This is a genomic window from Streptomyces sp. NPDC045998 (genome assembly GCF_056430285.1).
In genome coordinates, this window is sequence record NZ_JBWKLJ010000006.1 from 246,750 (window position 1) to 260,565 (window position 13,816).

The 13,816-nt window shown below is 72.5% G+C and carries 13 protein-coding genes; 11 read left to right on the top strand and 2 right to left on the bottom strand.

All coding sequences use genetic code 11. From position 1 onward, the window contains the following. The first annotated feature begins 23 nt into the window (after positions 1–23). From kdpB to AC07FJ_RS19850, 4 genes are all read left to right on the top strand, one after another. Positions 24–2,162, top strand: coding sequence for a potassium-transporting ATPase subunit KdpB (gene kdpB, locus AC07FJ_RS19835; RefSeq protein WP_479050855.1), 2,139 nt, complete (start codon positions 24–26; stop codon positions 2,160–2,162). Between the two features lie 6 nt (positions 2,163–2,168). Next, positions 2,169–2,849, top strand: coding sequence for a potassium-transporting ATPase subunit C (locus AC07FJ_RS19840; RefSeq protein ID WP_479050580.1), 681 nt, complete (start codon positions 2,169–2,171; stop codon positions 2,847–2,849). Between the two features lie 88 nt (positions 2,850–2,937). Continuing rightward, on the top strand, positions 2,938–3,657 hold the full coding sequence (locus tag AC07FJ_RS19845; protein WP_479050582.1) for a response regulator: 720 nt from the start codon (positions 2,938–2,940) through the stop codon (positions 3,655–3,657). Positions 3,658–3,667: 10 nt separating this feature from the next. After that, positions 3,668–6,232 (top strand): ATP-binding protein, encoded by a 2,565-nt coding sequence (locus AC07FJ_RS19850; protein WP_479050584.1) that lies wholly within the window; start codon positions 3,668–3,670, stop codon positions 6,230–6,232. Between the two features lie 10 nt (positions 6,233–6,242). Here AC07FJ_RS19850 and AC07FJ_RS19855 read toward each other — a convergent pair whose 3' ends face one another. Then, positions 6,243–6,944: an alpha/beta fold hydrolase gene (locus tag AC07FJ_RS19855; RefSeq protein ID WP_479050586.1), complete on the bottom strand. Its 702-nt coding sequence runs from the start codon at positions 6,942–6,944 to the stop codon at positions 6,243–6,245. Here AC07FJ_RS19855 and AC07FJ_RS19860 point away from each other — a divergent pair. The 6 genes from AC07FJ_RS19860 to AC07FJ_RS19885 all read left to right on the top strand — a co-directional run bounded on the left by AC07FJ_RS19860 (position 6,943) and on the right by AC07FJ_RS19885 (position 11,720). Next, the gene (locus AC07FJ_RS19860; RefSeq protein WP_479050588.1) at positions 6,943–7,092 is read left to right on the top strand and encodes a hypothetical protein; all 150 of its coding nucleotides are present in this window, start codon (positions 6,943–6,945) and stop codon (positions 7,090–7,092) included. The two genes, AC07FJ_RS19855 and AC07FJ_RS19860, sit on opposite strands and share 2 nt — an antisense overlap. A gap of 51 nt (positions 7,093–7,143) precedes the next feature. Continuing rightward, entirely contained in the window at positions 7,144–7,812 is a 669-nt protein-coding gene (locus AC07FJ_RS19865) for a hypothetical protein (RefSeq protein ID WP_479050590.1), read from the top strand. A 150-nt stretch (positions 7,813–7,962) separates the two neighbouring features. Continuing rightward, positions 7,963–9,048, top strand: coding sequence for an S-(hydroxymethyl)mycothiol dehydrogenase (locus tag AC07FJ_RS19870; protein WP_479050592.1), 1,086 nt, complete (start codon positions 7,963–7,965; stop codon positions 9,046–9,048). After that, positions 9,045–9,677 carry an MBL fold metallo-hydrolase gene (locus AC07FJ_RS19875; RefSeq protein WP_479050593.1) on the top strand — a complete coding sequence of 211 codons (633 nt, stop codon included), beginning with the start codon at positions 9,045–9,047 and terminating at the stop codon, positions 9,675–9,677. The genes AC07FJ_RS19870 and AC07FJ_RS19875 overlap by 4 nt, the downstream gene beginning before the upstream one ends. 140 nt (positions 9,678–9,817) lie before the next feature. Further along, entirely contained in the window at positions 9,818–10,633 is an 816-nt protein-coding gene (locus tag AC07FJ_RS19880) for a universal stress protein (RefSeq protein WP_479050595.1), read from the top strand. A gap of 16 nt (positions 10,634–10,649) precedes the next feature. Continuing rightward, positions 10,650–11,720, top strand: a complete 1,071-nt coding sequence (locus tag AC07FJ_RS19885) for a PEP/pyruvate-binding domain-containing protein (RefSeq protein WP_479050597.1) — start codon at positions 10,650–10,652, stop codon at positions 11,718–11,720. A gap of 13 nt (positions 11,721–11,733) precedes the next feature. On the opposite strand, the gene hpnR is transcribed toward AC07FJ_RS19885, so the two are convergent. Further along, positions 11,734–13,251: a hopanoid C-3 methylase HpnR gene (gene hpnR, locus AC07FJ_RS19890; protein WP_361425278.1), complete on the bottom strand. Its 1,518-nt coding sequence runs from the start codon at positions 13,249–13,251 to the stop codon at positions 11,734–11,736. A 190-nt stretch (positions 13,252–13,441) separates the two neighbouring features. Between hpnR and AC07FJ_RS19895 the strand changes: the two genes are divergently transcribed. Next, positions 13,442–13,750, top strand: coding sequence for a DUF1876 domain-containing protein (locus AC07FJ_RS19895; protein WP_361425275.1), 309 nt, complete (start codon positions 13,442–13,444; stop codon positions 13,748–13,750). The last annotated feature ends 66 nt before the right edge of the window (positions 13,751–13,816 follow it).

The window sequence follows — 13,816 nt, forward strand, 5'->3', positions numbered from 1 at the left end:
ACGTAAGGGAACAAGAGGACTCGATGTCCACGGCCGCCACCGCCACCAGGGCACCGCACCAGGACACACCGACGGGGCACGGGCCCGGCCACGGGCCCCGCAGCGGTCGCGATGGTCGCGTCGGTCGCGCCGGAGCGGGGTTGTTCGACCCCAGGCAGCTGATCACGTCCTTCCCCGACGCGATCCGCAAGCTCGACCCCCGCGTGATGATCAAATCGCCGGTGATGTTCGTGGTGCTGGTCGGCTCCGTGGTCACCACCGCCCTGGCGTGCGCGGACCCCGGCGACTGGTTCGGCTGGGCGATCACCGCCTGGCTGTGGCTCACCACGATCTTCGCCAACCTCGCGGAGGCCGTCGCCGAGGGCCGCGGCAAGGCCCAGGCCCACACCCTGCGCAGGGCGAGGACCGACACCGTGGCCCGCCGACTCGTGGGCGGGGCCGAGGAGCGCGTGCCCGGCACCGCACTGGGCGTCGGTGACCTGGTCGTCTGCGAAGCCGGCGACACCATCCCCGGCGACGGGGACGTGGTGGAGGGCGTGGCCTCGGTGGACGAGTCCGCCATCACCGGCGAGTCCGCGCCGGTCATCCGCGAGTCCGGCGGCGACCGCTCGGCCGTCACGGGCGGTACGAAGGTGCTGTCCGACCGGATCGTCGTCAGGATCACCGCGCGGCCCGGTGAGACCTTCATCGACCGCATGATCAACCTGGTGGAGGGAGCCGCCCGGCAGAGGACGCCCAACGAGATCGCGCTGAACATCCTGCTCGCCTCGCTCACGATCGTCTTCCTGCTCGCGGTCGTGACGCTGAAGCCGTTCGCGGTCTACGCGGGCGCCGACGCGCAGACGTCCCTCATCGTGCTCACCGCGCTCCTCGTCTGCCTGATCCCCACGACGATCGGCGCGCTGCTGTCGGCGATCGGCATCGCGGGCATGGACCGGCTCGTCCAGCGCAATGTGCTCGCGATGTCCGGCAGGGCGGTCGAGGCCGCCGGTGACGTCTCCACCCTGCTGCTGGACAAGACCGGCACCATCACCCTCGGCAACCGGCAGGCGGCGGAGTTCCTCCCCGTCGACGGCACCACCGAGGCGGAGCTGGCGGACGCCGCCCAGCTGTCGTCGCTCGCCGACGAGACGCCCGAGGGCCGCTCGGTCGTCGTCCTGGCCGAGGAGAGGTACGGGCTGCGCGAACGCGACCGGGGCGAGCTCGCCCACGCCGAGTGGATCGCCTTCACCGCGCAGACCCGGATGTCCGGCGTGGACGTCGACGGGCGCACGGTCCGCAAGGGCGCCACCGCTGCGGTCATCGCGTGGGTGAAGGAGCGCGGTGGCCGGGTCGCCGAAGACGCACAGGCGCTCGCGGACCGCATCTCCGAGGCCGGCGGTACGCCGCTGCTCGTCGCCGTGGACGACGGCGGGGGCGCGCGCGTCCTGGGTGTCATCCACCTCAAGGACGTCGTGAAGGAGGGCATGCGCGAACGCTTCGGCGAACTGCGCCGCATGGGCATCAGGACCGTCATGATCACCGGCGACAACCCGCTGACGGCCAGGGCCATCGCGGACGAGGCCGGCGTCGACGACTTCCTCGCCGAGGCCACGCCCGAGGACAAGATGGCCCTCATCAAGCGCGAGCAGGCGGGCGGCAAGCTCGTCGCGATGACCGGCGACGGCACGAACGACGCCCCCGCCCTCGCGCAGGCGGACGTCGGCGTGGCGATGAACACCGGCACCTCGGCCGCCAAGGAGGCCGGGAACATGGTGGACCTCGACTCCAACCCGACCAAGCTCATCGAGATCGTCGAGATCGGCAAGCAACTCCTCATCACGCGCGGCGCGTTGACGACGTTCTCGATCGCCAACGACGTGGCGAAGTACTTCGCCATCATCCCGGCGATGTTCACGGCCGCGTACCCGAGCCTCGACAAGCTCAACATCATGGGCCTGGCGTCGGCGCAGTCGGCGATCCTCTCGGCCGTCGTCTTCAACGCGCTCGTCATCGTCGCGCTCGTACCCCTGGCCCTGAAGGGCGTGCGCTACCGCCCGGCCACCGCCGACAAGCTGCTCCGCCGCAACCTCGCGGTCTACGGCCTCGGTGGCCTCGTCACCCCGTTCCTCGGCATCAAGCTCATCGACCTGCTGCTCACCCTCCTCCCCGGAATCGGCTGACCCGCCATGAACAACTCCGTCCGCTCCACCGCCCGACTGCTCGGCGCGGGGCTGCGCGCCCTGCTCGTCCTGACCGCCCTCTGCGGCGTGCTCTACCCGCTCGCCGTCACCGGCGTCGCCCAGGGCCTGTTCCACCACCGGGCCAACGGCTCCGAGGTCACCGACGGTGACGGCAGCGTCGTCGGCTCCGCACTCATCGGCCAGCGCTACGACCTGCCCCCGGGGAAGGGCGAGAAGACACCGGAGCCGGACCTGAGGTGGTTCCAGCCGCGCCCCTCCCACGGCCTCGGCACCAACACCGCCAACACCCGGTACGCGCTGACCGTCTCCGGCGCGACCAACCGCTCCGGTGACAGCGCCGAGCTCCTGCGGTGGGTCGAGGAGGCCAAGGCCGCCGTCATCGAGGACAACTCCACCCCCGGCCACCCGGTCCGGCCCGCCGACGTGCCGCCCGACGCCGTCACCTCCTCCGCCTCCGGCCTCGACCCGCACATCTCACCCGCCTACGCGAGGCTCCAGGTGCACCGCGTCGCGCAGCGGAACGGCCTCTCCGCCGAAGAGGTCGGCAAGCTGGTCGACGCCCACACCGACGGGCGGAGCCTGGGCTTCATGGGGGAGCCCCGGGTCAACGTCCTCGAGCTGAACATCGCGCTCAGGGAACTGCGGAAACCGATCGGCGAGGACTGAGGCTCCCTATCCGGGCCCTTCCGTCGAGCACGCCGGCAGGACGAACTACCGTCGGGTACGCAATGCCCCTACAGAAAGCAGGCCCCCTATGACGCGGGTGCTCGTGGTCGACGACGAGCCGCAGATCGTACGCGCCCTCGTGATCAACCTGAAGGCGCGCAGGTACGAGGTCGACGCCGCGCCCGACGGTGCGACCGCCCTCGACCTGGCCGCCGCGCGCCACCCCGACGTGGTCGTCCTCGATCTGGGCCTGCCCGACATGGACGGCGTGGACGTCATCAGGGGGCTGCGCGGCTGGACCCGCGTACCGATCCTGGTGCTGTCCGCGCGCCACACCTCCGAGGAGAAGGTCGAGGCCCTGGACGCGGGGGCCGACGACTACGTGACCAAGCCGTTCGGCATGGACGAGCTGCTGGCCCGGTTGCGCGCCGCCATCCGCCGGGCGGAACCGGTCAGCGCCCACGGGGACGTGGTGGTGGTCCGGACCGAGGGGTTCACCATCGACCTGGCGGCGAAGAAGGTGAACCGCGACGGCCGCGACGTCCGGCTCACCCCCACCGAGTGGCACCTGCTGGAGGTCCTCGTACGCAACGCGGGCCGGCTCGTCGGCCAGAAGCAGCTCCTCCAGGAGGTCTGGGGCCCGTCGTACGGCACGGAGACCAACTATCTGCGCGTCTACATGGCGCAGTTGCGCCGCAAGCTCGAAGCGGACCCCTCCCATCCCCGCCACTTCATCACCGAACCCGGCATGGGCTACCGCTTCGAGGCGGAAACGCGCGACATATCGGATGTCGGCGGCGACTCGTAAAGTCGGGATCATGGGACGCGGAACACTACGGATCTACCTCGGCGCGGCGCCGGGCGTCGGCAAGACGTACGCCATGCTCTCCGAGGGACACCGCCGGATGGAGCGGGGCACCGACTGCGTGGTCGCCTTCGTGGAGCACCATGGCCGGCCGCGTACCGAAGTGATGCTGCACGGTCTCGAGCAGGTGCCGCGCAGGGAACTGACGTACCGCGGCACCGTCTTCACCGAGATGGACGTCGACGCCGTCCTGGAACGCCGGCCGGCCGTCGCGCTCGTGGACGAGCTGGCGCACACCAACGTGCCGGGCTCGCGCAACGCCAAGCGGTGGCAGGATGTCGAGGAGCTGCTCGCCGCCGGCGTCAACGTCGTGTCCACGGTGAACATCCAGCACCTGGAATCGCTGGGCGACGTCGTGGAGTCCATCACCGGCGTCCGGCAGCGGGAGACCGTCCCCGACGAGGTCGTCCGCCGCGCCGACCAGATCGAGCTGGTCGACATGTCGCCACAGGCCCTGCGCCGCCGCATGGCCCACGGCAACATCTACCAGCCCGACAAGGTCGACGCGGCCCTGTCCCACTACTTCCGCCCCGGCAACCTCACCGCGCTGCGCGAGCTCGCCCTGCTGTGGACCGCCGACCGCGTCGACGAGTACCTCCAGGAGTACCGGACCGAGCACCGCGTCTCGAAGATCTGGGGCTCGCGCGAGCGCATCGTCGTCGGGCTCACCGGCGGCCCCGAGGGCCGCACGCTCATCCGCCGGGCCGCCCGCCTCGCCGAGAAGGGCGCCGGCGGGGAGGTCCTCGCCGTCTACGTCGCCCGCAGCGACGGGCTGACCTCCGCCTCCCCGAAGGAACTCGCGGTCCAGCGCACCCTCGTCGAGGACCTCGGCGGCACGTTCCACCACGTCATAGGCGAGGACGTGCCCTCCTCGCTGCTGGAGTTCGCGCGCGGGGTCAACGCCACCCAGATCGTCCTGGGTGTCAGCCGGCGCCGCGCCTGGCAGAACGTCCTGGGCCCCGGCGTGAGCGGGACGGTCGCCCGCGACTCCGGTCCCGACCTCGACGTCCACATCGTCACCCACGACGAGGCCGCCAAGGGCCGCCGCCGGCTCCCGGTCGCGAGCCGGGCGCGGCTCGGGCGCACCCGCGTGATCCTGGGCTGGCTCGCCGGTGTCCTCGGGCCGGTGCTGCTCACGCTCCCGCTCACTTACGCGGACGCGGACCTCGGCCTCGCCAACAACATGCTGCTGTGCCTGTCGCTGACCGTGGCCTCGGCGCTGCTCGGCGGCCTGTGGCCGGCGCTCGCCTCGGCCGCGGTGGGCTCACTGCTGCTGAACTGGTTCTTCGCGCCGCCCGTGCAGACGCTCACCGTCTCCGACCCGAAGAACATCGTCGCGATCGCCGTCTTCTTCGGGGTCGCCGTGTCCGTGGCCTCGGTGGTCGACGTGGCGGCCCGCCGCACCCATCAGGCCGCGCGCCTGCGCGCCGAGTCCGAGGTGCTGTCGTTCCTCGCGGGGAGCGTGCTCCGGGGGGAGACGGCGCTGGACGCCCTGTTGCAGCGGGTCCGGGAGACCTTCTCCATGGAGTCGGTGGCCCTGCTGGAGCGCGCGAGCGACGTCGAACCCTGGACCCGCGCCGGCAGCGTCGGCCCCGCCCCGGTGGCCCGCCCCGAGGACGCCGACGTGGACATGCCCGTCGGCGACCGCGTGTCCCTCGCCCTCTCCGGGCGCGTCCTGCCCGCCGAGGACCGCCGCGTCCTGGGCGCCTTCGCGGCCCAGGCCGCCGTCGTACTCGACCGTCAACGCCTCGTCGGCGAGGCCGAGGAGGCCCGCAAACTCGCCGAGGGCAACAAGATCCGCACCTCCCTGCTCGCCGCCGTCAGCCACGACCTGCGTACGCCCCTGGCCGCTATCAAGGCCGCCGTCAGCTCGCTGCGCGCCGACGACGTCGAGTGGTCGGAGGAGGACCGGGCGGAGCTCCTCGCGGGCATCGAGGACGGCGCGGACCGCCTCGACCACCTCGTCGGCAACCTCCTGGACATGTCGCGCCTCCAGACCGGCACCGTCACCCCGCTCATCCGCCCCGTCGACCTGGACGAGGTCGTCCCCATGGCGCTTCGCGGCGTCCCCGACGGCAGCGTCGAGCTCGACGTCCCCGAAACCCTTCCGATGGTCGCGGTGGACAAGGGCCTGCTGGAGCGGGCCGTCGCCAACGTCGTCGAGAACGCCGTCAAGTACAGCCCCGAGACCGCGTCCGTCGTCGTCTCCGCCAGCACGCTGGGCAACCGCGTCGAAGTCCGCGTCATCGACCGGGGCCCCGGCGTCCCCGACGACGTGAAGGACCGCATCTTCGAGCCCTTCCAGCGCTACGGCGACGCACCCCGCGGCGCGGGCGTGGGCCTGGGCCTCGCCGTCGCCCGCGGTTTCGTCGAGGCCATGGACGGCACCCTCACCGCAGAGGACACCCCCGGCGGCGGCCTCACCATGGTCCTCACCCTCACCACGGCCCCGTCCGAGCCGGCACCCGCCGGAGGCCTACTCCCGGCAGCGGCCACGTCGTCGCGTGGCCATCAGTAGGGCACCTCGGTCACTGTCCGGCCGCTTCGAGGAGGATCCGCGCCAGTTCGTCCGGTCGGGAGAACATCGGCCAGTGGCCGGTGTCCATCTCGACCAGCCGCCACCGTTCGCCGGCCCGCAGCGCCGCCGTCACCTCGTCGCGCGGCTCGGGGCCGTCGAGCAGGCACGTGACGTACGTCGCCGGAAGCCCGGCGAGCGGCCGGGCCAGTACGGCCGGGTCGGCCAGAGAGCCACCCGGGTGCGGTGTCGCACCGCCCACCAGCCGGGCGGTCTGCGCCTCGGTGAGGCCCTGGCCGTCGCAGTCGGCCTCGGTCAGCGGCGCCCAGAAGCCGCCGTTCCGGGCGAGGGCGGCCTCCAGCTTCGCCGGGCCCTCCCACCAGGTGGAGACGAACGACTCGCCCTCGACCGGAACGTCGGCGTCGACGAAGACCACGCGGGCCAGCCGGTCCCCGATCCGGCCGGCGGCCTGACCGACCGGGATGCCCGAGTAACTGTGCCCGACCAGTACGACGTCCCGCAGATCGAGGCGCTCGACCTCCTCGACGACGTCCCGGACGTGCGTCTGCCGCCCGGCCGGCACGGTCTGCTTGTCGGCGAGGCCGGACAGCGTGAGCGGGTGGACACCGTGCCCCGCCTCCCGCAGCGCGGGCACCACGTCGTCCCACGCCCAGGATCCGAGCCACGCGCCTGCGACCAGTACGAAGTTCGCCATGGGCCGCACCGTAGCGGAGGGGTCTGACAACGACCGCAGAACCGCTGCCCAGGCGGGCCGCGCCGCGTTCGGAGTCGAACCGATGCAGCGGAAGCCCGTCTTCACGGCGGCGGCGATGTCGATGGGCGGTACCGCCCGCATGGTCTAGCCTCGAGCGGTTGACCGGAGGCAAGGGGACAGCCGGAGGCAAGGGGACAGGGTGAAGTTCGTACCGGACGATGATCCGCTGGACGGGATGCGGGCGCTGCTGGAGCAGGACGAGGCCCTCCTGGGGTACGAGCCCCAGGAGGGCCTCGCCGACCGCTGCTGGGTGCTCCACACCCTCCACGAAGGAGAGGTACGGCTCCGGTGGAACGACCTCCTCGCACGGGTCGGCAAGCGTCTGGAGGACTGGGAGTACACCCCGTCCTGGAGGGTCTTCGAGGGGCTCGGCCTGCCCGAAGAGGTGGACCGGCCCTCCGCGGGAGAGATCGACCGGGAGTGCCTGGCCCGTCTGGTCGAGCTCCTGGCTCGCCACAGCCCCGACGGCCCGGACACCGAGTGCTACTGGGCCCAGGCGGCGATCCATGACGCCGGCCGCCCGGTCACCGTACGGCGCGGCAGCCTCGGCGAGGCGGTGGCGTTCTACGACACGGGATGCTCACCCGATGGATGCGCGGCGACGCACTTCCCCGCGCAATGGTGGCCCCTGGACCGCTCCTGGTACGTCCTCACCGACTGGGACCTGAGCGCCACCGAGGTCTTCGGGAGCCCCGCCCTCATCGCCGGCCTGCTCGCCGACGGGGAACTCGACGCCGTACGCCACCCCGGCATCGCCGAGGTCCTGAACGACGAGAGCAGGGACGCCCGCTGGCGCGGCAACCGATGAGGCCCCCCGGACGGCCCGGACGGCCCGGACCGCCCGGACCATCCGCGCCGCGCTGGCCGAAATGATCTGTTCCGCCACCCTCCCGAGCGACCCCGTACCGAAACTGGTACCGAGAACACGTCCATTCACCTCAGCGGACAGGACAGTCACATGGCGCAGCAGGTACAGGGAGTCGTCGCCCCCGGGCGGAACGAGCCCGTGCGGGTCGAGACCATCACCATCCCCGACCCCGGCCCCGGCGAGGCGGTCGTCAGGATCCAGGCGTGCGGGGTCTGCCACACCGACCTGCACTACAAACAGGGCGGAATCAACGACGACTTCCCCTTCCTCCTCGGCCACGAGGCGGCGGGCGTCGTGGAGTCGGTGGGCGACGGCGTGACCGAGGTGGCCGCCGGCGACTTCGTGATCCTCAACTGGCGGGCGGTGTGCGGGAAGTGCCGGGCGTGCCTGCGCGGCCGCCCCTGGTACTGCTTCGACACGCACAACGCCCGGCAGAAGATGACCCTGGCCGACGGCAGAGAGCTGGCACCGGCGCTCGGCATCGGCGCCTTCGCCGAGAAGACGCTGGTGGCGGCCGGCCAGTGCACCAAGGTCGACCCGGCCGTCGCCCCCTCCGTCGCCGGGCTGCTGGGCTGCGGCGTGATGGCCGGCATCGGCGCGGCGATCAATACCGGCCAGGTCTCGCGGGGTGACTCGGTCGCCGTCATCGGCTGCGGCGGCGTCGGTGACGCGGCGATCGTCGGCGCGCGGCTGGCCGGCGCGGCGAAGATCATCGCCGTCGACATCGACGACCGCAAGCTGGAGACCGCGAGGTCGATGGGCGCCACGCACACCGTCAACTCCCGCTCCACCGACCCGGTCGAGGCGATCCGCGAACTGACCGGCGGCTTCGGCGCGGACGTCGTCATCGAGGCGGTCGGCCGCCCGGAGACGTACCGCCAGGCGTTCTACGCCCGCGACCTGGCCGGGACGGTGGTCCTCGTCGGGGTGCCCACCCCCGAGATGAAGCTGGAACTGCCGCTGCTCGACGTCTTCGGGCGCGGCGGCGCGCTCAAGTCGTCCTGGTACGGCGACTGCCTGCCCTCGCGGGACTTCCCCATGCTCATCGACCTGCACCAGCAGGGCCGTATCGACCTCGGCGCGTTCGTCACCGAGACCATCGGCCTGGGCGACGTCGAGAAGGCCTTCGCCCGGATGCACGAGGGCGACGTGCTGCGTTCGGTGGTGGTCCTGTGACGGCCGCGCGCGTCGACCGGCTGGTCACCTCCGGCACCTTCTCCCTCGACGGCGGTACGTGGGACGTCGACAACAACGTGTGGATCGTGGGTGACGGCTCGGAGGCGATCGTCATCGACGCCGCCCACGACGCCGACGCCATCCTGGCCGCCCTCGACGGCCGGACCCTGCGGGCCGTCGTGTGCACGCACGCCCACGACGACCACATCGGCGCCGCTCCCGCGCTCGCCGCCGCCACCGGCGCGCCGGTCCTGCTCCACCCCGACGACCTGCCGCTGTGGAAGCGGACCCACCCGGACGCAGAGCCGGACGGCGAACTGCGCGACGGCCAGGTCCTGACCGTCGCGGGCACGGACCTGACCGTCCTGCACACACCGGGACACGCCCCGGGCGCCGTCTGCCTGTACGCGCCGGACCTGGGCACCGTCTTCACCGGCGACACGCTGTTCGCGGGCGGACCCGGCGCCACGGGGCGGTCCTTCTCCCACTTCCCGACGATCATCGAGTCGATCCGCGGCCGGCTGCTCACCCTGCCGCCCGACACCGTCGTGCGCACGGGCCACGGCGACCCGACCACGATCGGCGCCGAGGCGCCCCACCTGGAGGAGTGGATCAGGCGGGGCCACTGAGCCGGCCGCCACCGTGCCCGTCCCGGGCCCGCCGTGCACGTCCGGCCCCCGTCAGCCGCCGCCGTGCCGTGTTCATGCAGCACAGTGGAGGTACGGGGGACAGGAACGGGGGACGACGACCGGACGCCGGAGGAGTCGAGATGGCGCGCACCGTCACCGTCGGTGTCGACGAAACGGGCGAGAGCATGGTGGCGGCCGACTGGGCCGCCGGTGAGGCGCTCGCCCGGGGGCGCCCTCTGCGGCTCGTGCACGTGTGGAGTCCCGACGCCGACGCCGTCACGCCGGTGGCGGACCGCGGCAGCGAACGCCGCGGTGCCGAGCGGCTGCTGCACGCCGTGGCCGGGCACGTCCGCCGCCGCCATCCGGAGGTGGCGGTGGAGACCTCCCCGTACCGCGGCAGCCCCGTCGACCGGCTGTGCGACGCGAGCGAGGACGCGGAGCTGCTGGTGCTCGGCTCGCGGAGCCTCGGGACCGTGACCGGCTTCGTGGCCGGGTCGGTCTCGCAGGCCGTCCTCGTACGCGTCCGCCGCCCGGTCGTCCTAGTGCGCAGCCTGGGGCGGCCGGCCCGGTGGGCGGGCGATCCGGCCGGTGACGTCGTGCTCGGCCTGGACCTGGACCGGCCGCGCGACGACGTCGCCGCCTTCGCCTTCGACTGCGCCGCCCGGTACGGCTGCGGGCTGAGGCTCGTCACCGACGTCGCGCAGCTGGCTGATAGGGAGCAGGTGCTCGACGACGTCCTCGCGGCGTGGACCGGCCGGTACCCGGGCGTGCCGGTCGCGCGGGAACACGGCCCCGGGCGGCCGGGCCGGACCCTCGCCGAGGCGTCGCGGGGCGCCCGGCTGGTCGTGCTGGGCCTGCGCAGGCGCCGGCTGCGGTGGCGCGCGCACCTCGGCCCCGCGCTCCACGCGGTGCTGCGCGACGCGGCGGCCCCCGTCGCCGTCGTACCGCACCGGTGAGCGGGGGAGGCGGCGGATGACGACCAGGTACGTGTACGACTTCACCGAGGCCCCGGCCGGGGTGCCCGGCGCGGTCGGGCTGCTCGGGGAGAAGGGCGCCGAGCTCGCCGAGCTGACCCGGATGGGCCTGCCCGTCCCGCCCGGCTTCACCGTCACCACGGAGGCGTGCCGCGTCTTCCGCGCCACGGGCGAGCCGCCGCCCGGCCTGGACCGGGAGATCGGCGAACACCTCGCCGCCCTGGAGCGGACCGCCGGGAAGAGGCTCGGGCGGGTCGACGACCCGCTGCTGCTCTCGGTCCGGGCGAGCGCCGAGCACCCCGCGCCGGGGCTGATGGAGACCGTCCTCGACCTCGGGCTGAACGACTACGCCGTCCTGGGCCTCGGCAAGACCCCCGACCGCGAGCGCTTCGCCTGGGACTCCTACCGCCGCCTTGTCCAGATGTTCGGTACGACGGTGATGGGCGTGGACCCCGCCCGTTTCGAGCGTGTCCTCAACGGGATCGAACGGCAGCACCGGGTGCCCGACGACAGTCGGCTGGACACGTCCGATCTCATCCGGACCGTGGAGAGCTTCAAGGACGTCATCGCCGAGACCACGGGGGAGGAGTTCCCCCAGGAGCCCGCCGAGCAGCTCCGCCGGGCCGTCCTCGCCGCCTTCGCGCACATCCCGGACCCGGACCGCGACCCGGACCGCGACCCGGACCTGGATCTGGACCCGGACACGGACCCGGACGGCCGCGGCACCGCCGCGACCGCCACCGCCGCGACCGCCACCGCCGTCACCGTCCAGACCATGGTGTTCGGCAACCTCGGCCCCGACTCCGGCAGTGGCCTCGCGGCCCTGGGCCGGGACCCGCGTGCCGAGGGGGAAGGCCGCTACCTGCCCAACGCCCAGGGCAGGGAAGTCGTCTCGGGCGCCCGCCCCGCCCTGCCGCTGCGCGACCTGGCGGAGCTCGACCCGGAGGCGTACGCCCGGCTGACCGCGTGCCTGCACCGGCTGGCCGCGCACCACCGGGGGCCGTGCGAGGTGCAGTTCACCATCGAGCACGGCACGCTGTGGCTGCTCGGGGCGCCCCCCACGGAGTAGCGCCGCGCCGGGATCAGACCCCGTCCGGCTCGGGGTCCGGGTCCGGGCGGCGGGCCGGGTGCGCCTGCGCCCGGGTGTGGATGAACAGCTCCTGGCGCCCCGGCGGTGCCGTCCGGCGCTGAGGGAGCGGCAGCTCGAACTCCACGGGGCGCCGGTGGTCGGCGAGCTGGCGGCCGGCGTTGTAGACCCGGCCGAACTTCCACAGCATGCGGGCGAAGTTGGTCTGGCCGCGCGCCAGGTTGCGGCCGAGTACGCCCATGGCCCCGATGGCGTTGCTCAGCCCCAGGTGCTTGCGGTTGATGACCGCCTGGGTGCGGACGAGCTCCCGGTAGAACTCCTCCAGGGGCAGCTTCGTCGGCACGACGGCGTGCTGGATGTCGAAGAGCCGGTAGTCGCGCGTCGTCAGCTGGCGGGCCTCGGTGTGCCAGATCTCCGTGCCGGGGTACGGCGTCATCACCGTCAGGTGGACGATCTCCGGCACCGCCAGGGCGAATTCCCGGACGACGCGGAATCGTTCCTTGTCCCAGGCGGGGTCGACGATCAGGTTGATCGCCACCATGATCCCCATCTCGCGGGCCACTTCCAGCGCCCGGAAATTGTCGTCTGGGCTTACTCGCTTCCGGTAGAGATCCAGCCCCTCGGCGTCGATCGCCTCCATGCCCAGGAACATGTAGCGCAGCCCGAGCCGGGTCCAGCGTTCGAATACCTCCCGGTTGCGCAGCAGGACGTCACTGCGGGTTTCGAGGTAATAGCGCTTGCGGATTTTCCGGCGCTCCAGCTCGGCGGCGATTCCGTCGCCGTGTTCCGGCCGGATGAATGCCACGTCGTCGACGATGAACACATTCGGTTCCCGGATCGACGCCATTTCCTCGGCCGCCCCCTCCGGGGTCGCCTTGCGGTAGCTGCGCCCGTAGAACGTCCACGCGGAGCAGAACGAGCAGTCCCACGGGCAGCCGCGGGTGAACTCGATCGAGGCGCACGGATCGAGCTCGCCGATGAAGTAGCGGTGGCGCTTGCGCATCAGGTCGCGGGCCGGGCGCGGCCGGTCCAGGCTGTCCAGCAGCTGCGGAGCGGGTCCGCGGCCGTCCGCGCACACCACGCCCGGGACCGTCTGCAGCCCGCCGTCCCGGGCGGCCGCGAGCAGCGGCGCGACGGCCGGCTCGCCCTCGCCGCGTACGATCGCGTCCACCGCGCCGTCGGCCTGCTCCAGGACGTGCTCGGCGATGAACGAGACGCTGTGCCCGCCGAGGAAGACGAAACACCCGGGGGAGGCGGCCTTCGCCTTCCGGGCGATCTCGATGGCCTCGGGAATGTTGGCCAGGTAATTCAGCGAGATCCCCAGCGCCTCCGGCGCGAAGGAGGCCATCTCGCGGTCGAGCAGCGCGCGGGAAAGGACCTGGAGATCCACCACGCGCACCTCATGGCCGGCGTCGCGGGCCGCAGCCGCCACTCGCTCCAGCCCCAACGGCTCCAGTCGCAGGAAGATCTCGGAGTACATCAGGGCACTCGGGTGGACAAGCATGACACGCATCTGGGTCTCCGGCCGCCGGCAATGAAAGGTCCGCTGGTTTCGCTGTTCCGCTGGATTTCGCTGGTTTCCGCTAGCTTTCGCTGGTTTCCGCTGGAACATTTCTGCCTTGTCGGCCCGCCTTCTCCCGGGAGGCACGCCGCAGGCACGCGCCCCGGAGCCCGGAGAGGGATCCTGAAACCAGGAGGTTGCCATGGCACGAACACTGGAGTGGCGGGTCCGCCTGGAACTCGCCGAGGACGACGGCACCACGCGGGCGCGGGCGACCGTGGACACGGGGACGGCGACGCTCACGGGACACGGGACGGCCCGGCGCAACCCCGACGACCCCGACGTTCCCGAGATCGGCGACGAATTGGCGGCGAGCCGGGCGATGAGCGATCTGGCGCGGCAGCTGCTGCGGACGGCGTACCGGGACATCGGCAGGGTGGGCGCGGGGCTGCCGGAGGCCGAGGGGTACGAGGACGTCGGCGGTTACGGGTGGTCGGCGGTCAGCGCGTAGGACGCGAGCACGGGTCGCTCCCCCGAATGGGCGAGGCCCCGCGCGCGGGTGCACGCTGGAGGAGTG